Here is a 24,103-nt window from a genome sequence, read left to right as displayed (position 1 = left end):
ATCATTTTATAATCTTCCGTCGATAATATCTTTAGGTAAAAAAGATTTCACGTCAAATATCACATTGTGGTCTGCGGTTAAAGCATCGAAATCTAAGTTTAAGAATTCGGCATGCGATACAGCCAACACAATGGTATCGTATTTTTTGCTTAAGGATTTACAATCGCTTATTAAATCAATCCCAAATAATTGTTTCACTTCTTGCGGATTAGCCCAAGGGTCGCATACATCTACATGCATATTGTAGCTTTTTAACTCTTCAATAACATCAATGGCTTTTGTATTTCTGGTATCAGGACAGTTTTCTTTGAATGTAATTCCTAAAACCAAGGCATTTCCATTTTTTACTTTGGCTTCTTTGTTTAGCATCAATTTAATAACTTCATTAGCCACATATCTGCCCATACCGTCATTCATTCTTCTCCCTGAAAGAATAATTTCAGGATTATAGCCTACTTCAAGTGCTTTTTGCGCTAAGTAATATGGATCTACACCAATGCAATGTCCGCCGACTAATCCTGGAGTGTATTTGGTGAAATTCCATTTGGTTGCTGCTGCATCTAATACATCGTCAGTATCAATTCCCAATAACCTGAAAATTTTAGACAATTCATTCACAAAAGCAATGTTGATATCTCTTTGTGAATTTTCAATTACTTTGGCCGCTTCTGCTACCTTAATACTCGGTGCAAGATGTGTACCCGCTGTTATAACTGAAGCATACACATCATCTACTACCTTGGCCACTTCTGGAGTTGAACCTGATGTTACTTTAAGTATTTTTGTAACCGTGTGTTTTTTATCGCCTGGATTGATGCGTTCAGGTGAATAACCTACATAGAAATCTGTGTTCATTTTTAAACCTGAAACTTCTTCAAGAACAGGCACACATACTTCTTCTGTAACGCCCGGGTAAACAGTTGATTCGTATACCACAATGTCCTTTTTTTTCAGTTGTTTGCCAATGGTTTCACTGGCTTTAGTTAAAGGGGTTAAAACGGGTTGGCGATTTTTGTCGGTTGGGGTGGGTACGGTAACTACATAGAAGTTAGCATCAGCTAAATCCTTAGAATTTGCTGTAATTTTTAGCCCAAATTCTTCATTATTCAGGGCTTCTTTTAGCTCTTTATCTTCTACTTCTAGCGTATGGTCATGTCCTGCTTGAAGCTCTTTTACTCGCTCTTGGTTGATATCAAAACCAATTACCCTGTATTTTTCTGCAAAGGCAACGGCAAGCGGTAAGCCAACGTAACCGAGTCCGATAATTGCAATAGTGTGGTTAGTATTCATGGTATAGTTGTTAGTTGGCTTCGATACATCCCGACTTTAGATCGGAAGACTCAGCCTAAAGTTAATTTTTTGTATTTAGTTGGTAGTTTGTTTTCTGTTTTCTGTTTTTTGTTTTTTTGTTTTCTTTCCGATTCACTTCGTTTCTCGGGATTAATTCCCATAACTATCGATACATCGACAGATTGGGCAGGCAATTACGCAATTATAAATTGCTACTTCATTGAAGTTTTCTGTTAGTTAATAATTCTTATTTCTAATATCTCATTTCTAATATCTAATGGCTAATAGCTAATTTCTAATTCCTAAAATCTTAATTCTTTTTTCTCCTAAACAATTTGCTAAGAAAGCTCCTTTTTTTGTCTCTAGCAATGTATCCGTCACCATATTTCCCGTATCCGTATCCATAGCCGTAACCATAGCCATAGCCGTAACCATAACCATATTTGGCTTTTTGTTCAAAGAAATTCATGACGAAACTTATGTTTTTCACTTCGCCTAGTTTGTATTTTTCGTTGATAATGGCTAACATACCTTTCTTCGTATAATTCTGTCTAACTAAATAAAGCGTGGTATCTACATATTTTATAATGTTTAAAGCATCTGAAACCAAACCAATTGGTGGTGTATCTATGATAACGTAATCATATCGATCTTTTAATTTAGCTATTAATTCGTCCATCTGGTCATTGATTATTAACTCTGATGGATTGGGAGGAATTGGCCCTGATGTAATGATGTCTAGATTATCGTAACCAGAATTTTGTTTAATTTCATCTAAACCATTCTGACCGATAAGGTAGTTTACGACACCAATTTTGTTATTGATTCCAAAATCATCAAATATTTTAGGTTTACGAAGGTCAAGCCCGACTAAAACAGTTTTTTTACCACTTAATGACAATACAGAAGCAATATTGATAGATGTAAAGGTCTTCCCTTCACCTGATATAGATGAAGTACACATAATTACTTTAGATGATTTATTTGTATCTTTCTTAAATGTAAATTGCAGGCTTGTTCTTATAGCTCTAAAGCTTTCCGCAACAGCACCACGTGGTTTTTTAAGTACAGCTAAATTTCCTGCTATTGGCGATTTACCTATTACTCCTAAAATTGGAATATTAGATTTCTTTTCAATATCTTGTGGATTGTTTATTTTATTATCTAGTAAAACAACGACAAAGACAAACAAAAGCGGTATTAAACTTCCAAACAAAATCGCCATTACGTAGTTCAGCTGATTATTTGGACCAATTTTTCCTCCACCTGTATCTTTGGCAATGTCGATAACTTTAATATCGCTTACGCTGGCTGCTTTAATTAATTTGGCTTCATTCTTTTTGGTTAAGAATAGATCGTAAGTGGCGCGGCTTAAATCGTATCTACGCTCAATTTTCATTAAATCTTGTTGGTCCTGAGGCAACTCTCGTACTTCTTCTTCCAATTCCATTACTTCCTTACCGATACGTTTTAAATCTTTATCGAGTAATTTTAAGGAAGAGTCGATGTTTTCTAACAATACATTTTTCAAGGACTCAATGTCTCGGTCAATTTCAATCAGGTTCAGGTTACCTTCTTGGGCGGTAAAACTCAGCTGATTTCGACGGTTGGATAATTGAACGATTTGTTGGACTAAAGAACTTATACTGGATTCTTGTATACCTGTTACCGAAGGAGCAGGAATATCTGAATAATCGGTTTTATTGACCAAGTATTCCTTTAGGTTTTCGTAGTAATCGATACTGCGGATCATTTGACGCTCTTCGTTATCTAAAGCAGTTAATCTACTTCTAAGCAATTCGCTTTCCGCATCTAGATCAAATATATTGCGTTCGGTTTTAAACTGGTCTAATTCGTTTTGCACCAGTTGCAATTCGTCTCCTCGATCGATTAACATAGAATCGATAAACTGAATGGTACGGGTAGCAAATAAGTTTTTCTCTTCTAGCATTAGCTTGCTCAACTCATTTACGGTACCGTTAAGGTAATCTACCATTCGGTGTTTATTGTTTCCCGTTAAGCCTAGATTAATTACCGAAGAACCATCTTTTATCTCGACTTTAATATTTTGGTATTTACCTACCTTTCCGTGTAAGGAAGTAAACTTAAAAAAGTATTCAGATCCTTTTTTTGGTGGACGTTTTAACTGAATTTTGTTTAGCTTTCCTTTAAAAAAGAAGGTATTTACACTTTCGTTAAAACGGTATTTTTTAGTAAAACTGACGGAATCAATGCGTTCCGTCTCTACATCTTCTTTATAATAATTAAAGAAGTTACCCGTAAACGGAAGTTCTGATTCAAAACTTAATTCGTATTCCTTTTCATTAAGAATTGTGACTTTAAACAACTGATTCTGTAATTGGTAAGCCGAGGTGTCTTGCTGAATCCTAAAAGGTGTAATTCCATACGCATCTTCCAATTGATACTCACCCATTTTCAGGTACTCAATGTAGTACTCTAGGTTTTTAACCACCCGTTCATTATGGGTTCTAGACTGTAATGCAATTATAGTAGAAGTTACCTTGTTCGATTTTCCTCCCCAATTAAAAGTAAGACTAGTGTTAGAAGTAAACAAAGGGTTTGAATTGTCTTTAATTTCGACCATACTATACATCTCGAAAATAGGAAGCTTACGTACACTTATATAATACGCAATAAACAAACCAATACTTATACTACCTAGGAATATCCACCAATAACTTAGCAGCTTGAACAAAAAGCCTTTGATGTCAAAATTACCCGTTACATCGCCAATTTCAAATTCATCTTCTTCTGCCATATTATGCTACTAATTAAAACGGATAAATAAAATTGAAAATGTAGTAATTATACCAATCAATGAAGTGATTGTTGAAAAAGCGTTTTCACCTAAACCTAAAGTTTTTTGCGGCAAAGGATTTGCTATCAGCACATCATTAGGTTGAATATAATAGTAAGGGGAATTTATAGCATCTATACTCGTCATATCTACATGGTGAATGCGTTTGCCATCAGGATACTGTCTTAAAATGACTAAGTTTCGCATATCGCCTGTTAAATTAAAACCACCTGCATTTGCCACAGCTTCTGTAAGTGTTACTTCAGGCCTATAAAACACCTGACCTCCTTGACTTCCAAACTCACCTAATGTGGTGTAACGTATACCAGGTAAGCGAACGGTGACATATAAATTGGCTTCTTCTTTAAAGGATTTGTCCAACAATTCCTTTTCAACTAATTGCTCAATTTCTTCAAGAGTTAAACCTATTACTTTTATTTTTCCCAAATTAGGAATACGTATTTCACCTTGTCGATCTACCTTATAACCATCGAAATAGGCAGATTCTTCAGTAGTAGCCGTTGCATTTGCATCGGTTACTGGATTAAAAATACTCACTAATTCCTGATCTAATGCTTTTACACGAATGCTCAATAAATCATTAATTTGCACACGGTAAGGCTCCTGTAATTTTTGCAAACTGATTAATGAATCTGTTAAATCCTCATCTCCTTGTTGCAAATAAGTAATTTGTTTTCTGCTGATACAGGACGAAGCTAAAACCAAACACAACAATGATAAAACCAAAAAGTTTCTGCTCATTTAACACATTCTTAAGTTAGCAAATATACGTTTTCACTTTCAAAGCAAAAATAAAAAGACTTAAAAAGTGATATATAAATAAGTATTGTCCAAGAAAAGGTTTATAAGCGTTTTTCTATTAAAAATACTACCTATAAAATGCTTTTTATTGATGTCTCGACTTTGCTCGACCTGACAAACTATTGTATATGTAGTTGATTGTGAACAAATAACTTTTATCCATCGCTAGTTTCCCTTGCTTCGACTTAGCTCAGCACAAGTGCTTCGACTTAGCTCAGTACAGGTTAGGGAAAAAGTTTGGATTAGGTTTTTTCTTTATGGTGAAAAAAACCCATCTCTAGTCTTTCCTCTAAGGGAAGAAGTTTTTTAATTACTTAATTTCTTTATCCTGAAATTTTAAATTCTCGCTAAATTGCTGTTAAGCGAAGATTGATGTAAACAATGATACTCAATCACAATGCACTTAAATTCCATAGGTTTGATTATTGAATGAAAGTCTGTTTTACCACGAATGCACTAATGTTTTAGAGTACAAATCTAAACTATTCGTGTATTCGTGGCTTTTAATAAGTTTTTAGAAGCTAAAGCGGATTCACTTAAGTGGATAGTAAATTATACCAATTTAAACATCAGATATCTCTACTTTTCATATATTTTTCTAGCAAACCTAACTGCTGGCAAAGGGAGAATCGATAAGCTTTTCGCAAAGAATGCAAATTTATGTATTCACAAAACACCCCTAAAATCCCCTCAAGGGGATGCTCTTACATAATAAACTAGATTACTTGTGTGATACGTCTAAGCAAGAAATGACTCAATCACTATGCAATTAAGTCCATAGGTTTGATTATTGAATGAAAGTCTGTTTTACCACGAATGCACTAATGTTTTGAAGTACAAACCTTAACTATTCGAGTATTCGTGGCGTTTAATAAGTTTATAAAAGCTGCAAAATCTTAACTAAATTTAAGCCTCATAAAAATTAACCAATTGTCTCTTCATTTTACCACAAAAAATTGAAATCCGTATTGCTAAAATTGGTTTAGGGTCTTTTGAAATAAAAACTTACTTTTGCACCTTTAAAAAATTTACTGAAATGAAAGAAGGATTATACGCGCAATTACAGACCAATAAAGGTTTAATAAAGATAGAACTCACTTTTGATAAAACTCCTGCTACCGTTGGAAATTTTGTTGGATTAGCTGAAGGAAAAATAGAAAACGAAGCAAAACCAAGTGGTGAAGCTTACTATGATGGATTACAATTTCATCGGGTAATTCCTGATTTTATGATTCAAGGTGGAGACCCAAAAGGGAATGGCACTGGAAACCCTGGATATCAATTTGATGATGAGTTTCACCCCGATTTAAAACACGACCGCCCAGGTGTATTGTCTATGGCGAATGCAGGTCCAGGAACCAACGGCAGTCAGTTTTTTATCACTCATAAAGCAACTCCATGGTTGGATGGAAAGCACAGCGTTTTTGGTTATGTTGTAGAAGGTCTGGATGTAGTAAATGTTATTGAGCAAGGCGATGTAATTGAAAAAGTGGAAATCCTCCGCATTGGAGATGCTGCTCAAAAATTTGATGCTGTGCATGCGTTCGAAAACTTAAAAGCAGAAAAAGAAAAGAAAGCTGAACAAGAAAAAGCAGCATTACAACAAAAACTTGATGAAGTTAGCAAAGGATTTCAGGAAACGGAGTCTGGATTGCGTTATCAAATTATACACGAAGGCGATGGCATTCGAGCTAAAAAAGGAAATATTGTAAAAGTACACTATAAAGGAAGTTTACTCAACGGAAAAACTTTCGATTCTTCTTACAACAGAAAACAACCTATCGAGTTTCCTTTAGGAGTAGGTCAAGTAATCGCTGGCTGGGATGAAGGTATTCAATTATTGAACGTTGGCAGTAAGGCGCGTTTCGTTATTCCACCGAAATTAGGATATGGTAATCAAGCCGTTGGCGGAGTGATTCCTGTAAATTCTATTTTAATTTTTGACGTGGAATTGGTGGCTGTGAAATAGATTTTAGTTGAATTTTTAATCAATCACTATAGACCTGAAGACTATAGGTTTGATAGCAGGCTAAAAGTCTGTTTTGCCACGAATGCACTAATGTTTTATAAATATAAAACATTAGTTTTTGGGTATTCGTGTCGTTAAATAAGATTATAGAAGCTAAAGGGGATTCACTGAAGTGGATAGTTTAAATTATACCAATTCAACCTTAAATTGAGTTCCATAAAAACACTAACTAAAACATAAATTCTCGGAAACCGATCTACTGGCAAAAGGTTTATACACAAAGACGCGAAGAATTATTTTGAAAAAATGTGATTGATCAGTATAAAAAAAATCTTCAATATTGTATGAATAATTCATTGTTAGAGTTTTATATCTATTTTTCTCGCAAAGGCACAAAGACGCGAAGAATTATTTTAAAAAAATGTGATTGATCAGTAACAAAAAATCTTCAATATGATATGAATAATTCATTATTAGAGTTTTGCATATATTTTTTACGCAAACCTACCTGTCGGCATAGGCAGAGTCGCTAAGCTTTTCGCAAAGAATGGAAATTTAGGTATTTACAAAAACACCCTGATTGGTTATTACCAATCAGGGTGTTTTAATTCAACTGCAATAAATTAATCTATTTTTTAACTTTCATCTTCAGGCATGTGCATGCCGATTATACGGTTTTTGGTTAGATACTTTTTAGCAACTTCCTGAACTTTGTTTGCTTCGAGTGCTTCAACACGCTCTAGATATTCTAACATTTTATCTGGAGATTTCTGGTCTGTATATGCATTAGTTAGCTGTCCCATCCAAAAATTATTCTCCTTGGACTTTTCTTTAAATTCTACTTTTTGTGCTTCTTTGAATTTTTCTAAATCTTTTGCAGTTGGCCCTTCAGCAATAATTTTATCCAGCTCTTTTAAGGCTGAATTGGTTAATTGTTCTGCATTTTCTGGTCCACAAGGAAATTGAATGGAAAAATTATAAGATGCATAAGGCATTTTATTCATGGAGCCTCTTGCTGAAACTCCGTACACACCGCTTTCATTTTCTCTTAATTCTTCTATCAATTTAATGCTTAATATTTCTCCTAAAGCTTTCATGGCGAGTGCTTCACCAGAATCGTACTCGACATCTCCGTACATCATAATGTTTACTGTACTTTTCGGATCGGTTCCTTTTTTAACTACTTTTTTAATTTCTCCATTTTTCATGCGGTAGCCTAAATCAATCATTTTGTCAGCATTATCTTTGGCAGGTAAGGATGCAATGTAGGTTTTTGCTAATTCTTCTACTTCATTTAAATCTACATTTCCAACTAAGAAAAAGTGAAAATCGCCAGCATTGGAAAATTGTTGCTGATAAAATTCATATGCTTTTTTATAATTGGTATTTTCCCAATCTTCTTCAGAAGGTAGCATTCCGTTAAATCTTGGATTGTCTTCCATTAAATACCCATAAAACTGCTCTTGATAATAAAACTGTGGCATGGCAGACATATTAGAAAAAAATGAATTCTGCTTGGTTTTAAATGTTTCAAAAGCTTCTTCATCATAATTTAAGTCGGTGAAATTCGCATACACCATTTGCATCAGCAATTCAAAATCTTTTGGTCTTGTACTTCCAAACATACTTTCTGTGGTAGAGCCAATACTCATGCGTAAATTTGCTTCTTTTCCAGACATAAATTTATTTAAATCATTTTGATTCATTCCGGCGATTCCTGCTTCGTTTAAACCGCTTAAAGCCCATTGCACTTCTTTGTAATCTTCATTGCTCAATAAATTAGAACCGCCATAGCTGATGGCTCTAAACATGATTTCATCATTTTTAAAGTCCGTAGGCTTCACCGTAAGTTTTGCTCCATTACTCAAAGTATAGACCGTTGTCCCTAAAGTCTCATTTGTTTCTTTGGCGGTTATTTCTCCTTTTGGTAGTGGGTTTCTAACTAAGCTTTCTGCTATTTCTGAATCTTGATAAGGTTCTAGATTGCTTTCATCAATATCCAAAACTGCTAAAACTTCATCTTCTGTTGGTGGAGTTAATCCTTCTTTTTCTGGTCCCGTTAAAATAACAACCGTATTTTGCGCTTTGATTAAATCTTTAGCCAACTGATTTACTTCTTCTAATTGTACTGTTGGCATAAAGTGATTGTAGGCATCAAAAGTATATTCTTCCGATAAAAGTGGAGAATCTTCTAAAAAGTTATTTTGGTATGCTGAAACATATTGCGAAGATTTCTTTTTATCTCTTTCATTGTAAGATGATTCTGCTCGGGACAATAATTGTTCTTTTGCACGTTCGAATTCAGAAGCGCTAAATCCAAATTTTTTGGCTCTAGCGTTTTCTTCCATAATTACTTGTAAGGCTTCTAATTGTTTGTCTTCTGCTGTCATAGCAAAAGATTGGAAAGCCTTGTAGTCTTTGGCATAAGTGCTTCCATGGAATGAATATGCATAGGTATAAGGTGGATTACTTTCGTTGGATTTTTCTCTTAATCTGTTGTTCAACATTGATGAAAAAAGACTTTTCAGCATGTTTTCTCTAAAATCTCCTAGTGTTTTTGTGGCTGGGTCTTTTTCTTCATCTTTATACATTACTCGCACATTAGTGCCCGTAGCTTCTGGATCAGTAACTACAGAAACCAAAGTTTCTTCATGACCTGGAAGCCCGTAATATTTTCTTGGTTTTTCGTTTTTAGGATTTTTGTATTTAGCGAAATGTTTTTTTACTTTTTTCTCCATTTCTTCTACATCTACATCACCAACCACAATTACACTCATTAAATTGGGTCTGTACCAATCTTTATAAAAGGAAGTCAGTTTATCATAGGTAAAGTTTTCAATAATTTCTTTTTCTCCAATTGGAAGTCGTTCTGCATACCTGGAATTATGCATTAATTTCGGAAGGTATTCAGACATCATGCGTTTGTTAGCGCCTAAGCCAATTCTGTATTCTTCCAAAACAACGCCACGTTCTTTGTCTATTTCTTCTGGAGTTAAAACGGTGTTGAATGCCCAATCTTCTAATATTTGAAAGCCTTTGTTTACTTTTTCTTTATCGTCTGCTGGGATTGGGAGAAAATAGACGGTTTCGTCGAAACTGGTGTATGCATTTAAGTGCTGACCAAATTTTACTCCAATACTTTGCAAATAATCTACTAAGGTGTTTTTTGGAAAACGCTCCGTTCCATTGAAACACATGTGTTCCATAAAATGAGCAAGTCCTTTTTGTTCATCGGTTTCCAAAATTGAACCTGCTTTTAGAACCAAACGAAGATCTACTTTATCTTCTGGTTTTTCATTGTTTCTGATGTAATACGTCAAGCCGTTTTTTAAGGTTCCGATGCGAACGTTTTCATCGACTGGTAATTCTTTGGATAAATCTTGAAAATCTTGACTCCACAAGAGTGAAGGCAACAAAAACAAGATTAAAATTGAAATTTTGAAATTTTTCATTTGTTAATATTTTAAGTTAATATAAGAATTAAACGTTAAAAATAAACAAATGTTGTAAACTAAGAAATGGATAATCAGAAAATTCTGTTGTTGGATGTCAAGCCTTTAAAAATATCAAAAGCTTGTTTGCAAAATGACTCTTCCGTGAATGGGTTGTTCATTTCTGAAATTTTGAATCGGCATTAAGTATTTCAGCAATTCTACTTGTTCCAAAGAAACGGTGATGGACTCCTTAAAAATAATCCATCGTACACCTTCTGTACATGGCGGTGTGGTTAAAGAGCCAACATAAGTAAAATAGCCTTTGTTTTTGGGTAAATTTAAATTCATATCAAAAGCTTGATTTACCAATTTGGTTTCGCCGTTGGCAATGGGTAAAAAACTTTCAAGAAAATCGAAAGGTTTGCTGCTTTTGCCTTCTTTTACCAGAATTTCCATCACTAAAAATGCTCCAGTTTCATTTTGATGCACTAAATGAATAGCCATTGGGTAGCGAACACCATCAATGGTATGCTCGGCTGGTTCGTGAAAATGAAATTGTTTCAATTGAAAGCTTTCTTCTTCAAAAACAACATAATCGCCTGGCTCAAAATCATATTGAATAGTGTGACCATTATTGACCACATCATGCAAAATCGTTTCTTTTGAATAATGAAAATCGATAGGTTTTAAACGTTTATCCCTTTTGTATTTTACAATGTTTACAGGCGATTGAAAATTTCCGTTGCAAAATGAATTTTCTTCCAGCTCGCTCCAATGGCTGGGTCCTGTTTCCCCTTCGTAAGACCAGTCGTGCTGTTTTTTTTCGGTTTCAATTGAAACCTTGTCTTTTATTGATTTTTGGATGGATGCATTGTTTTCTTTTGGTTCTTGATGTGCATTTTGACAAGCCCAAAAAACAGAAACAATTACTAGAAAAATAAGCTTATTTGGCTTCATTTGTATCAAATTCTATACTCCAAATTCCACGAACTTCATTTACATCGTAACCAATGGCTTTGTCATTCGGATACAATTCTAAAACCTTGTCGTAGGTTTTTTGTTCTATTTGCTGGCCTGGTTTACCATGGCATTTTAAACACATATCGTTGGTAACAATTGGATAATAGAAATGAACTGAATTTTCATCTTCTTCTACAATTGGATTGGGTTCATTTCCTTGTGCTAGGACATCTTTGAAAAATGATATATGTTCTAATTCGGTAGCATTTGCTTTGTTAGACGGATTTCTATTTTTATCTGAAACCCGTTTTATGGTCGCTTGATGAAACCTTGCCATGGAATCGGTGATAGGCATGGCTTGTACATTACAAAATTCCAACGCATGAAGTACACCTTCTTTTTGAATGGCTCCCATTAAATTTTTACCCAACTCCGCTTTGGTAGATTTAGCGTATTTCATCCCGATTTGTTGGTAATCTTTTTGGTCGGTTTCTACTTCTGCGAGTTTTTTACCCGATTGAGAATATGTTCCGTGGCGTTCTTCCCAATGCGCTTTGAACCATTCGGGTTCTTCAATTTGGTAATCGTAGATAAAAGCTGCAATGGCTTCAATTTCTTCTTGATTGTATTTTTGATAAGGCATCACACCGAATCGTTTTACGGCACCTTTTAATTTTGCTTTTTCTTTGGAAGGTTTTTCAACAAAATTCCACATCGCAGAAATAAATTCTTCTTTGTTTGAAGCATCCTTCATGTATCTTGCCTTGATAGCTGCCATGGGTGGTCCTACTCTATTTTTTTCTGAAGAACTAGGATTGTGGCAAACATAGCATTTGTTTTGCATGTTTTGTTTAGCCTTTTGTGCGAGACTGGTTTCGTCTAACTTTACATCTTCTACTGTAGAATAATTGTCTTTTTTTTCGTTGTTTTTACAGCTTAAGAGTGAAAGCAAAAAAAACAAAGGAAGTACCTGTTTCATAGTTGAAAATTTGATCAAAATTAAGTTTTGTCTTCAAACTTAAAGGTAACAAAAGTTACAAGAGAAACTAATTTTATTTTGAAACACAAAAGCCGTCTCAAAATTAATCGAGACGGCTTGTTTTTTTTAGCAAAACTGAATTACTTAATCAATTTGCTTTTTGGCTAAGTACCATGTGGTTTTTTCAACACTATCATCTTTTAACCTCGCTTCATAGTCGGTTAAATTTTTTGGTGGTGGCACAATGGCTTTATCTCCTTTTTTCCAATCTAATGGACAAGCAACACCATTTTTATCTGAAAATTGAAGTGCTTCTAAGGCGCGTAAGATTTCATCCATGTTTCTACCAATGTTTAATGGATAGTACATGATTAATCTAATTTTCTTTTTTGGATCGATAAAGAAAACCGCTCTAACTGCTGCTGTTTCACTTTCGTTGGGCTGAAGCATTCCGTATAGCTTAGATACTTTCATATCTATATCAGCTATAATTGGGAAATCCATATAGACTCCTGTGTTTTGTTTAACGCTGTCCACCCATCCAATATGCGAGTGAATTGAATCGATACTCAAACCTAAGAGCTCGGTGTTTAGAGCTTCAAATTCTGCTTTGCGTTCAGCAAAACCACTCATTTCTGTTGTACAAACTGGCGTAAAATCTGCAGGGTGAGAAAACATAACTATCCATTTGTCTTTTGCAAAATCTGATAATTTAATGTTTCCTTGCGTAGTTACAGCATTAAAATCTGGAGCTTGATCACCGATTCTAGGCATAGTAATCATTGCTTGTTCTTGTAAATTCACATTATTTTCCATAGTTAAAAACTTTTATTATTTGCTACAAATATAGTTTATACTTATAGTTGTAAATGTAACCTTTGTTACTTTTGACAATAATTTATAAAAAAAAACTGCTTCTTTTTGGGAAGCAGTTTTTAAACAATAAACCTAAACTACAATCAAACTCTTTTTATAAGGTAGACGGACAAACATAATCGGTAAGCTTCATCCCTATTTCTTTTATCTTATCCATACCACCTTCTACATTTGTTAAGTTGTGTATGCCGCGTTTTTTCAATATCGAAGCTGTTATCATAGAACGGTAACCGCCCGCACAATGCAAGTAGAAGTTTTCTTCTTTAGGAAATTCTGCTAAATGCTGATTTAAAAAATCGAGTGGTGTATTTTCGGCATTGGGCAAATGTTCTGAAAGGTATTCTGATTCTTTTCTTACATCAAAAACTTTGGTATCTGTTTGTTCAGCAACCTCTTTAAATTTTTCCGTAGAAATAGAATTGACGCGATCATATTCTTTTGATGCTTTTTTCCATGCTTCAAAACCACCTTTTAAAACCCCTAAAGTTTGGTCAAATCCAACTCTAGACAAGCGAGTAACTGCTTCTTCTTCATCTCCTTCTGCTGCCACAATTAAAATGGGTTGTTTTACATCGGCAATAAGTGCTCCTACCCATGGAGCAAAATTTCCATCAAGACCAATAAAAATTGAGCTTGGAATATGCCCTTTGGCAAAATCATCTTCATGACGCACATCAAGAACTAAAGCTCCAGTTTCATTAGCAACTAGTTCAAACTCTTCTGGGGTTAAGGCTTTTAAAGCACGATGCAATACCGTATCTATAGATTCATAACCTTCTTTATTCATCTTTACATTTAATGGAAAATACTGTGGCGGTGGCAGCAATCCTTCTGTTACTTCTTCAATGAATTCTTCTTTAGACATGTCTTTACGCAATGCGTAATTCGATTGTTTTTGGTTTCCTAAAGTATCTACCGTTTCTTTCATCATGTTTTTTCCACATGCTGACCCGGCACCATGACCAGGATAAACTGTAATGAAATCTGGTAAGGGCATAATTTTGTTACGCAAACTATCATAAAGTGTTCCTGCCAATTCTTCTTGAGTCATGTCTGCCGCTTTTTGTGCTAAATCTGGTCTTCCCACATCGCCCAAAAAGAGTGTATCTCCTGTAAACAGAGCATGTTCTTTTCCTTTTTCATCCAGTAGTAAATAACTTGTGCTTTCCATGGTGTGTCCTGGGGTGTGCAAAACTTTTATCTTTACTTTTCCTAGTTGAAAGATTTCTTCGTCTTTAGCTACGTATGCTTCAAAAGAAGTTTGAGCGTTTGGTCCATATATTATTTTGGCTCCTGTCTTTTCTGCTAAAGTTATATGTCCGCTTACAAAATCTGCATGAAAATGGGTTTCAAAAATATATTTTATTTGAGCCTTATTTTTATTTGCCTGATCTATGTAGGATTGCACTTCACGCAATGGATCTATAATTGCAACTTCTCCTTCACTTTCTATATAGTAAGCACCTTGTGCTAAACAACCTGTGTATATTTGTTCTACTTTCATTTTATTCAATTTTTATACAATATTAAATGATTGGTTTTTAAAGTTCTGTAACTTTAATTACACTAGTCTGAAAGTAAATTATAGAATATAAAAATACCCATGACCACTAAAAACCAACCGAAACCTTTTTTTAGTTTTTTTCCGTCTATGAATTTATTAAGCCATATTCCCACAAAAATTCCAGCGGCAGCGAGGGAAGTAAAAACTCCCAAAAACATCCAATCAATTTCATAATTTTGAACATCGCCTAAAAAACCGATTAAGGATTTTACCGATATAATAAGTAATGAAGTTGCTACTGCTTTCTTCATAGGTAATTTAGCTAATAAAACCAAGGCAGGAATAATTAGAAAACCACCACCAGCTCCAACTATACCTGTTATTACACCCACTACTGCACCTTCTACAATAATTAGCGGATAGTTGTAAGTTACTTTTTCATCTGGCTTTTCTTCAGGCTTCTTTTTATCACGAATCATAGACGCGGAAGCCAATAACATAATGAGTGCAAAAAATGCCATGATAGCTATGTTTTTGGTCACTTCGAAGTCTGCTATTTGAAATAAACTATCTGGAATAGCTGGTACTAAATACATTCGTGTAGAATATACTGCTATAAATGCGGGAATAGAAAAAACAATAGCTGTTTTAAAGTCTACTAATTTTTTCTGCATGTTTCTTACTGCACCAAATAAGGCCGATAAACCCACGATAAATAAAGAGTAAGCCGTTGCTAAAACAGGATTGATAGCAAACATATACACCAAAACTGGAACGGTTAAAATTGAGCCGCCGCCACCAATTAAACCTAAAACAACTCCTATGATGAGTGCGCCAAAATATCCTAGTATTTCAATAATTTCCATAAGTTGAATTTAATTCAACGCGAAACTAAGTCCAAATTAACTCTTTAAAAGTAACCTGAGTTACAATAGCTAAAGTTTTATAAAAATTCATATTTCGAATTGTAGAAGAAATATAAATTGAGATAGAATTACCAATTAAATTAGCAACCTACTTTGAAGAATTTCAATGTATTAAAGAGTACGTACTAAAGTGCCTACAAATTTTTACGCTTACGATGAAGCTCTCTTGCTAACAAAGTATTTTTCAATAGCATAGAAATGGTCATTGGACCCACTCCACCTGGTACTGGTGTAATGAAAGATGCTTTTTCTTTTACTTTTTCAAAATCAACATCGCCGGTAATGATATAGCCTTTTGGGCTATCTTCATCAGGAACACGCGTAATTCCTACATCTATGATTACGGCGTCATCTTTTACCATTTCTGCTTTAAGGTAATTTGGAACTCCTAATGCGGTAATGATAATATCTGCCTGACTGGTAATTTGTGTGATGTTTTTGGTATGGCTATGCGTTAAAGTTACTGTTGAATTTCCTGGGAAGCCTTTTCTTCCCATCAGGATACTCATCGGTCTTCCTACTATGTGACTACGACCAATTACAACGGTATGTTTTCCTTCGGTTTGTACATCGTAACGTTCTAATAATTCTAAAATTCCAAAAGGTGTAGCTGGAATAAAAGTAGTCATATCTAAAGCCATTTTCCCAAAATTGGTAGGATGAAAACCATCTACATCTTTGTCAGGGTCAATACGCATAATTACTTTTTGCGTATCGATTTGCTTGGGCAATGGCAATTGAACAATAAAACCGTCGATGTCTTCATTAGCGTTTAATTCATCGATTTTGTCCAGCAATTCAATTTCACTAATTGTTGAAGGTAATCGTAATAATGTAGATTCAAATCCAACACGTTCACATGAACGAACTTTACTGTTAACATAGGTTAAACTTGCTCCATCATTTCCGACTAAAACTGCAGCTAAATGGGGCACTTTTTCCCCTTTTTGCTTCATTTTATCTACTTCAGCTTTTATTTCATCTTTAATGGTGTTGCTGAGTTTCTTACCGTCTAAAATTGTCATGTGTTGTGTGTTTAAGTTGAATTTATTCTGCTCTAACGCATGTTCTTCATCATGTTCATCATTTGTTTTCCGCCACCGCCTTGCATCATTTTCATCATTTTGCTCATTTGGGTAAATTGCTTCAACAACTGATTTACTTCTTGAACAGAAGTTCCAGAACCTTTTCCAATTCTTCGTTTTCTGGAAGAATTGATCATGTTTGGGTTTTCGCGTTCCAATGGAGTCATAGAATGAATAATGGCTTCAATATGCTTAAAGGCATCATCATCGATATCTACATCCTTCATCATTTTACCCGCGCCAGGAATCATGCCCATTAAATCCTTCATGTTTCCCATTTTTTTGACTTGCTGAATTTGTTTCAAAAAGTCATCAAAACCGAATTTATTCTTGGCAATTTTCTTTTGTATACGTCTTGCTTCTTCTTCGTCGTATTGTTCTTGAGCACGTTCTACCAGAGAAACTACGTCACCCATACCTAAAATACGATCGGCCATACGGTTGGGATAGAATACATCAATGGCTTCCATTTTTTCGCCTGTACCAATAAACTTAATGGGTTTATTTACAACCGATTTAATTGAAATAGCTGCACCACCGCGCGTATCACCGTCTAATTTAGTAAGAATTACACCGTCAAAATTAAGTCTATCGTTAAAAGCTTTGGCTGTATTTACCGCATCTTGGCCCGTCATGGCATCTACTACGAACAAAGTTTCTTGTGGTTCAATAGCTTGATGAATGTCTGAAATTTCATTCATCATTTGTTCATCTACAGCTAAGCGACCCGCGGTATCGATAATTACAACGTTAAATCCATTGGCTTTGGCGTGAGCAATTGCAGCTTCTGCAATTTTAACTGGATTTTTTTCTTCCTTATTGGAATATACTTCAACACCAATTTGGTCACCTACCACATGCAATTGGTCAATTGCCGCTGGACGATACACATCACATGCTACCAATAGTGGTTTTTTTGTTTTTTTGTTTTTTAGAAAGTTGGCCAGTTTACCAGAAAATGTGGTTTTACCACTACCCTGTAAACCAGACATTAATATAATGCTCGGTTGTCCAGATAAATTGATACCTTCAGCATCGCCCCCCATTAAATCGGTTAATTCGTCTTTAACGATTTTAACCATTAATTGACTTGGTTTTAAGCTTTTAAGCACATCTTGACCCAATGCTTTTTCCTTAACCGTATTGGTGAAATCTTTGGCAATCTTAAAATTCACATCGGCATCGACCAAAGCACGTCTAACTTCTTTAAGTGTTTCGGCAACATTTACTTCTGTAATCTGGCCGTGTCCCTTTAATACATGAAGGGCTTTATCTAACTTATCGCTTAAACTATCAAACATATTCTTACAAAATTTGCCACAAAAGTAAGCATTTGAGTGCTAAATGTGAAGTTTTTCTTTTTGTGATTTTAATGTAAAAATGAGATGTTTTTGTATTTACTCAATCACTATGGACTTAATTCCATTGGTTTGATTGCAGACTGAACGTCTGGATTGCCACGAATGCACTAATGAATTTTAAGTACAAACCATATATATTAGTGTATTCGTGGCATTTAATAAGTTTTTAGAAGCTAAAACAGCTGCAATAAAGTGTATAGTTTTAACTAAATTTGACACCTATAAAAATAAGAAGATATTAAGATTTTTTTATAAAAAAGTTTGAAGCCTTCGACTTTGGTCAGCATAAACTAAAATCGAGAAGCAACATTATCAGTCTACCTCGACTTCGCTCAGCATGAACTAGCTCGATGCTGTAGCACCCTGGTTATAAAACAAGTGCGGATCTACAGAAAAATAAAATTTCAGTTAAGACTTATAATCTAAAACCAAAAAATCAAGTATGAGAAGTAATGTTCGTGATTAAAATTACTTAGATCGAAAAACACTCCAATCTAATTTCAAAGAGAAAATATTAGAATACAAGGCTACACTTTGATCGCCGATATCGGTGAAGGCATAATCTATTTGAATGCCTTTATAGCGAAAACCGACACCAAAATTAGGCTGAAAACCTACTTGTGTTCCGCCACCCAATTGTTGCACATCTTGAAAATTCCCCACTCCACCACGTAAGAAAACCATATTGGTGTAGCCTACTTCAAAACCAAAAGCGGGTGTTGCACTAAAGCTTTCTGTTGAAATAATATCGTTGGTTTGCGCAAATCGAACTTCCATATTCAGAGCTGTAGTCAAATCGAAATCTTCTTTGATTTTAAAAGTTCGTGCCGCTCCCATTTGCAGTTTAGGAATGGTTATTTCAGTGGTTTCTGGTAATTCTTGGTTTTCGCCTTCTACAGCACCTTGAATGCTTTCAAATTCGTCTTCGTCTATATTCCACGTATTATACGTGGTAGTGATATCTCTCGCCATGGCACCAAATTTCCAAGAACCGGTTTCGTATTGCAATCCTGCGTCAAAACCAAAACCCCAAGCATCAGCAAATTGCCCAATTACTCTACGAATTACCTTCGCGTTAGCACCAAAACTCAATCCTTCAATTTTGGTTTTTCGAGCATAAGTTAAGGCAAAAGCATAATCTGCAGTAGAAAATAAACTGATTCGGTTGTAGTCTATGTTTCCTTGATTATCGATTAATTGGGTAGTATTCAAAATATCATCTACCCCAAAACGAATCATGCTAATCCCAACTGCACTTCTTTCATCTAAAGGCATTGCACCACCAATGTAGTTATAGGTGGCAATATTGGCAAAATAATTAGCGTGCATTGCTGCCATTTGGTTGTCCTTAATATGTACCAAACCTGCAGGATTCCAATATACAGAATTAACATCGCTAGTGGTTGCTGTAACTGCATTGGCCATACCAAAAGCAGCAGCATCTACCCCAATGTTTAAAAATTCGTTAGAATATTTTCTTACACTTTGCGCGGTTAATGTAGAAGCGGCTAGAATAAAAAGAATGAGAAGGTTTCTCTTCAAAATTTGAATTTTTGACAAATATCTTATTTAATTTGTAATTATATAAACTTTATTTGTATTCCCTTATTGTTTGAAACAAAATATATTTTGAAAAAACACATACCCAACCTTATAACCGCACTCAATTTACTTTCTGGAATTGTAGCCACTTTCATGGCTGTAGAAGGCCAATTTGAACAAGCAGCACTATTTGTAGCCTTAGGCATCTTCTTCGATTTTTTTGACGGCTTAGCAGCTCGATTGCTGAAAGTAGAAAGCCCGATTGGCGTGCAATTAGATTCCTTAGCCGACATGGTAACCAGTGGATTAGTGCCTGGTATTGTTTTGTTTAAGTTGTTAGATGAAGCTTTAACACATGGAACGAGCGAATTCTTCATTTCAACTGAAACGCATTATTTAGCTTATATGGGTTTTATAGTGACCTTAGCTTCTGCGTATCGATTGGCTAAATTTAATATAGACGAACGCCAAACTTCTTCATTTATTGGTTTACCTACGCCAGCAAATACCTTACTCATTTTAAGTTTTCCGCTAATTGCCATACATCAACCCGATAGCTTTCTAGCCAATGCAGCAGAAGCGCCTATTTTTCTTGTAGCCATTTCCATTATAAGTGCGTATTTATTGAATTCTAATTTTCATCTGTTTGCCTTAAAATTTAAAAATCTTCAACTTAAAGAGAACTTATTTAGATATCTGTTGATTATTGGCAGCATGATATTATTGTTCTTTTTCCAATTTGCAGGTGTTCCGCTAATCATACTATTTTACATTATTCTTTCCATCGCTAAAGAAGCGAAGAATTAAAAGATTAGCAACTGATTATCACCAAATTGTTAAATTACTTGATTAATAGTCTATAAATCCGATAGACTAAAAATATTATCTATATTTGCCCCCAACTAATTTCAATTGAATGAATACACATTTACAAATTGCCATACAAGCGGCAATAGAAGCTGGAGAAGCCATAATGGAAATCTATCAAAAAGATTTTGAAGTGGAATTTAAAGCGGATGATTCGCCTTTAACCGAAGCTGACCAAAAAGCCAATCGCTTTATTATGCGTTATTTAGATAAAACTGAATTCCCCATCATCAGCGAAGAAAACAAACAAACCGATTACCAAGAGCGAAAAAATTGGACATCTTGTTGGATTGTAGATCCGTTGGATGGCACTAAGGAATTTATTAAAAAAAATGGTGAATTCACCGTAAACATCGCGTTGGTTCACCAACAAAAAACCACTTTGGGTGTAATTTATGTTCCCGCTACTAAGGTGTTGTATTACGCAGATGCTTCAACTGAATTAGCGCAAAAAGTACAGTTAGTAAAACCTGTATTTGATATGGATTTTATTCAAAAAAATGCTGAAGCTATTCAACCAAAAGAACATGCGAACAATTTACGTATTGTTGGAAGTCGCTCGCATATGAATGAAGATACCACCAACTTCATCGATAGCTTAACCACCAACAAAAAAATTGAAGTGGTTTCCAAAGGAAGTTCGCTTAAATTTTGTTTGGTAGCTGATGGCGATGCTGATATTTACCCCCGATTTGCACCCACAATGGAATGGGACACCGCAGCTGGACAAGCCATTTGTAAAGCTGTTGGTTTGCAGGTAATCGACCAAAAAACAGGTAAAGAAATGCTGTACAATAGAGAAAATTTGTTGAACAACTACTTTATGGTAAGCAATCAAAAATAAAACTATGAGTGAACATATTGTTTTTCATGATTACGATGTGCAGCGCAAAGACCGCAATGCCAATTATGGCCATCCATCTTTTGTACTTTGGTTTACCGGTCTTTCCGGTTCAGGAAAATCGACCATTGCCAATCAGGTAGAAAAAGCCTTATTTGAAAGTGGAAAAAAATGTTATTCTTTAGATGGTGACAATATTCGAACGGGTTTAAACCATGGTTTGGGTTTCACCAAAACAGACCGAAAAGAAAACCTACGCCGCATTGCTGAAGTTGCCAAATTATTTGTAGATGCTGGAAACATTTGCATTGCAGCTTTTGTTTCGCCTTTAATTGAAGACCGAAAACAAGTTGAAGAAATTATTGGCGCTTTTGATTTTTATGAAGTTTTTGTCGATACGCCATTAGAAGAATGTGAAAAACGGGATGTAAAAGGTTTGTACAAAAAAGCTAGAGCTGGAGAAATAAAAAACTTCACCGGTATTTCTGCTCCTTATGAAGCACCCAAAAATCCTGCATTGCACATTACAACCCAAAATAAAAATATAACCGAATCGGTTCAAGAAGTCTTGGACTTTTTAGCTACTAAATTATAATTATTATGAGTCAGTATTATTTAAATTACTTAGACGAATTAGAATCTGAAGCCATTTACATCTTACGAGAAGTTTGGGCGCAATTTCAAAATCCTGTTATTTTATTTTCAGGCGGAAAAGATTCCATTTTAGTTACCCACTTGGCTAGAAAAGCTTTTTATCCTTCCAAAATTCCATTTTCATTAATGCATGTGGATACGGGGCATAACTTTCCTGAAGCACTTCAATTTAGAGATAATTTAGCTGTAAAATTAGGTGTGAATTTAATTGTAGGTTCGGTTCAAAAGTCGATTGACACAGGTCGTGTAGCCGAAGAAAAAGGAAAAAACGCTACCCGAAATGCTTTGCAAATCACTACGCTTTTAGATGCTATTGAAGAACACAAAGTAGATTGTGCCATTGGTGGCGGAAGACGTGATGAAGAAAAAGCAAGAGCAAAAGAACGTTTCTTTTCGCATCGTGACGATTTTGGACAATGGGATCCTAAAAATCAACGTCCAGAATTATGGAACTTACTCAACGGAAAGCATTTTGAAGGTGAACATTTTCGAGCTTTCCCAATTAGTAACTGGACGGAAATGGATGTATGGAATTACCTAACTCGCGAAAAAATTGAAATTCCTTCGTTGTATCTAGCTCATGAGCGCGAAGTAGTTTGGCGAAATGACACATGGATTCCTAATTCTGCGTTTTTAAAATTGGAACCCAATGAAGAAATTGTAAAAAAGAAAATTAGATTTAGAACTTTAGGCGACATTACCATTACGGGTGGAATTGAATCGGATGCCGATACCATGGAGAAAATTGTGGAAGAAGTTTCGACCATGCGACAAACCGAACGTGGAAATCGCTCTGACGATAAACGTTCTGAAACCGCAATGGAAGACCGTAAAAAGGAAGGTTATTTTTAATCTTTTCAACCACACTAAACTTTTAAATTACATTACAAAACCAGAATTTCATTATGCAAATCGATAAAAATCAATTACTAAGATTCACCACCGCAGGAAGTGTAGACGACGGAAAAAGTACACTTATTGGAAGATTGCTTTACGACTCTAAATCTATTTTTGAAGATCAACTTTCAGCCGTTGAAAATACCAGCAAACAAAAAGGAATTGAAGGTGTAGACTTGGCTTTATTTACAGATGGTTTAAAAGATGAACGCGAACAAGGCATCACGATTGATGTAGCTTACCGTTACTTTACCACGCCTAAACGTAAGTTTATTATTGCCGATACGCCAGGTCACGTTCAATATACCCGAAATATGGTTACGGGTGCATCAACTGCAAACGCAGCCATTCTGCTCATCGATGCCAGAAACGGAGTGATTGAACAAACCAAACGTCATGCGTACATCGCTTCTTTATTGCAAATTCCACATGTTATTGTATGTATCAATAAAATGGATTTAGTGGAATATAAAGAAGAAGTATATAACGACATCATCATTCAATTTGAAGAATTTTCTTCAAAATTGTATATGAAAGACGTACGTTATGTACCGATTAGTGCATTAAACGGAGATAATGTAGTAAACCGTTCGGAAAATATGGATTGGTACCAAAGTTCTCCTTTACTTAACTTATTAGAAACTTTACATATTAGTAGCGACATCAATAAAATTGATGCGCGTTTTCCAGTACAAACCGTTTTGCGACCTCAGCGAGATGAATTTAGAGATTACCGCGGTTATGCCGGTAGAATTGCAAGTGGAGTGTATCGAGTTGGTGACGAAGTGGTGGTTTTACCTTCGGGATTCACTTCAAAGATTCAAAGCATAAATGCAGGAGACAAACAAGTGGAAGAAGCTTTTGCACCAATGTCGATTTCAATGACGTTAGAAGATGATATTGATATTAGTCGGGGTGACATGATTTTGCGAAAAAACAATCAACCAGATGCAAGTCAAGAATTTGATGTAATGATGTGTTGGTTGAATGATACTCCTGCTCAAGATCGTGCAAAATATACCATTATGCACACCAGTAATGAGCAAAAAGCTATGATTAAAGAAGTAATTTACAAAGTTGATGTAAATACGTATAATCGAATTACAGAAGACAAAAATTTAAATAGAAACGATATTTTTCGAGCAAAAATTAGGACTACCAAACCTTTGATGATTGATCCGTATAAATCGAATAGAATTACAGGAAGCATTATTTTAATCAATGATCAAACCAAAGAAACAGTAGCCGCTGGAATGATTATATAGATTTTTGATTGGA

General features: G+C 35.0%; 18 protein-coding genes. 6 read left to right on the top strand and 12 right to left on the bottom strand.

The window, feature by feature from the left end; genetic code table 11:
• Positions 1 to 6 precede the first annotated feature (6 nt).
• The 3 genes from IEV72_RS05310 to IEV72_RS05300 form a co-directional block, all read right to left on the bottom strand.
• Positions 7 to 1,290: a nucleotide sugar dehydrogenase gene (locus IEV72_RS05310; protein ID WP_188458058.1), complete on the bottom strand. Its 1,284-nt coding sequence runs from the start codon at positions 1,288 to 1,290 to the stop codon at positions 7 to 9.
• Between the two features lie 310 nt (positions 1,291 to 1,600).
• Positions 1,601 to 4,069: a polysaccharide biosynthesis tyrosine autokinase gene (locus IEV72_RS05305; RefSeq protein WP_188458057.1), complete on the bottom strand. Its 2,469-nt coding sequence runs from the start codon at positions 4,067 to 4,069 to the stop codon at positions 1,601 to 1,603.
• A 9-nt stretch (positions 4,070 to 4,078) separates the two neighbouring features.
• Positions 4,079 to 4,870: a polysaccharide biosynthesis/export family protein gene (locus IEV72_RS05300; protein WP_188458056.1), complete on the bottom strand. Its 792-nt coding sequence runs from the start codon at positions 4,868 to 4,870 to the stop codon at positions 4,079 to 4,081.
• A 1,096-nt stretch (positions 4,871 to 5,966) separates the two neighbouring features.
• Between IEV72_RS05300 and IEV72_RS05295 the strand changes: the two genes are divergently transcribed.
• Positions 5,967 to 6,899, top strand: coding sequence for a peptidylprolyl isomerase (locus IEV72_RS05295; RefSeq protein ID WP_188458055.1), 933 nt, complete (start codon positions 5,967 to 5,969; stop codon positions 6,897 to 6,899).
• A gap of 635 nt (positions 6,900 to 7,534) precedes the next feature.
• On the opposite strand, the gene IEV72_RS05290 is transcribed toward IEV72_RS05295, so the two are convergent.
• The 9 genes from IEV72_RS05290 to IEV72_RS05250 form a co-directional block, all read right to left on the bottom strand.
• The gene (locus tag IEV72_RS05290; protein WP_188458054.1) at positions 7,535 to 10,351 is read right to left on the bottom strand and encodes a M16 family metallopeptidase; all 2,817 of its coding nucleotides are present in this window, start codon (positions 10,349 to 10,351) and stop codon (positions 7,535 to 7,537) included.
• Between the two features lie 114 nt (positions 10,352 to 10,465).
• Positions 10,466 to 11,290 carry a carbonic anhydrase gene (locus IEV72_RS05285; protein ID WP_188458053.1) on the bottom strand — a complete coding sequence of 275 codons (825 nt, stop codon included), beginning with the start codon at positions 11,288 to 11,290 and terminating at the stop codon, positions 10,466 to 10,468.
• The gene (locus tag IEV72_RS05280) at positions 11,277 to 12,272 is read right to left on the bottom strand and encodes a c-type heme family protein (protein WP_188458052.1); all 996 of its coding nucleotides are present in this window, start codon (positions 12,270 to 12,272) and stop codon (positions 11,277 to 11,279) included. The genes IEV72_RS05285 and IEV72_RS05280 overlap by 14 nt, the downstream gene beginning before the upstream one ends.
• Before the next feature lie 144 nt (positions 12,273 to 12,416).
• Entirely contained in the window at positions 12,417 to 13,088 is a 672-nt protein-coding gene (locus IEV72_RS05275) for a peroxiredoxin (protein WP_188458051.1), read from the bottom strand.
• Between the two features lie 154 nt (positions 13,089 to 13,242).
• Entirely contained in the window at positions 13,243 to 14,652 is a 1,410-nt protein-coding gene (locus IEV72_RS05270; RefSeq protein WP_188458050.1) for an MBL fold metallo-hydrolase, read from the bottom strand.
• 62 nt (positions 14,653 to 14,714) lie between these two features.
• Complete coding sequence (locus tag IEV72_RS05265) at positions 14,715 to 15,518, bottom strand: sulfite exporter TauE/SafE family protein (protein WP_188458049.1); 804 nt, start codon at positions 15,516 to 15,518, stop codon at positions 14,715 to 14,717.
• A 194-nt stretch (positions 15,519 to 15,712) separates the two neighbouring features.
• Positions 15,713 to 16,603: a bifunctional 5,10-methylenetetrahydrofolate dehydrogenase/5,10-methenyltetrahydrofolate cyclohydrolase gene (locus tag IEV72_RS05260; RefSeq protein ID WP_188458048.1), complete on the bottom strand. Its 891-nt coding sequence runs from the start codon at positions 16,601 to 16,603 to the stop codon at positions 15,713 to 15,715.
• Positions 16,604 to 16,635: 32 nt separating this feature from the next.
• Complete coding sequence (gene ffh / locus IEV72_RS05255) at positions 16,636 to 17,964, bottom strand: signal recognition particle protein (RefSeq protein WP_188458047.1); 1,329 nt, start codon at positions 17,962 to 17,964, stop codon at positions 16,636 to 16,638.
• Between the two features lie 528 nt (positions 17,965 to 18,492).
• Positions 18,493 to 19,566, bottom strand: a complete 1,074-nt coding sequence (locus tag IEV72_RS05250) for a putative type IX sorting system protein PorV2 (RefSeq protein ID WP_188458046.1) — start codon at positions 19,564 to 19,566, stop codon at positions 18,493 to 18,495.
• A gap of 87 nt (positions 19,567 to 19,653) precedes the next feature.
• On the opposite strand from IEV72_RS05250, the gene IEV72_RS05245 reads away from it, so the two are divergent.
• The 5 genes from IEV72_RS05245 to IEV72_RS05225 all read left to right on the top strand — a co-directional run bounded on the left by IEV72_RS05245 (position 19,654) and on the right by IEV72_RS05225 (position 24,090).
• Positions 19,654 to 20,373, top strand: coding sequence for a CDP-alcohol phosphatidyltransferase family protein (locus tag IEV72_RS05245; protein ID WP_188458045.1), 720 nt, complete (start codon positions 19,654 to 19,656; stop codon positions 20,371 to 20,373).
• A gap of 109 nt (positions 20,374 to 20,482) precedes the next feature.
• Positions 20,483 to 21,277 carry a 3'(2'),5'-bisphosphate nucleotidase CysQ gene (gene cysQ / locus IEV72_RS05240; RefSeq protein ID WP_188458044.1) on the top strand — a complete coding sequence of 265 codons (795 nt, stop codon included), beginning with the start codon at positions 20,483 to 20,485 and terminating at the stop codon, positions 21,275 to 21,277.
• A gap of 4 nt (positions 21,278 to 21,281) precedes the next feature.
• Positions 21,282 to 21,869, top strand: a complete 588-nt coding sequence (gene cysC, locus IEV72_RS05235) for an adenylyl-sulfate kinase (protein WP_188458043.1) — start codon at positions 21,282 to 21,284, stop codon at positions 21,867 to 21,869.
• Between the two features lie 5 nt (positions 21,870 to 21,874).
• The gene (cysD, locus tag IEV72_RS05230) at positions 21,875 to 22,780 is read left to right on the top strand and encodes a sulfate adenylyltransferase subunit CysD (RefSeq protein WP_188458042.1); all 906 of its coding nucleotides are present in this window, start codon (positions 21,875 to 21,877) and stop codon (positions 22,778 to 22,780) included.
• Positions 22,781 to 22,833: 53 nt separating this feature from the next.
• A complete protein-coding gene (locus IEV72_RS05225; RefSeq protein WP_188458041.1) occupies positions 22,834 to 24,090 on the top strand; it encodes a sulfate adenylyltransferase subunit 1 in 1,257 nt (418 codons plus the stop codon).
• Positions 24,091 to 24,103 lie beyond the last annotated feature (13 nt).

This window comes from Psychroflexus planctonicus, from assembly GCF_014640195.1.
GTDB classification, from domain to species: domain Bacteria; phylum Bacteroidota; class Bacteroidia; order Flavobacteriales; family Flavobacteriaceae; genus Psychroflexus; species Psychroflexus planctonicus.
This window is presented reverse-complemented; position numbering and strand designations above follow the sequence as displayed.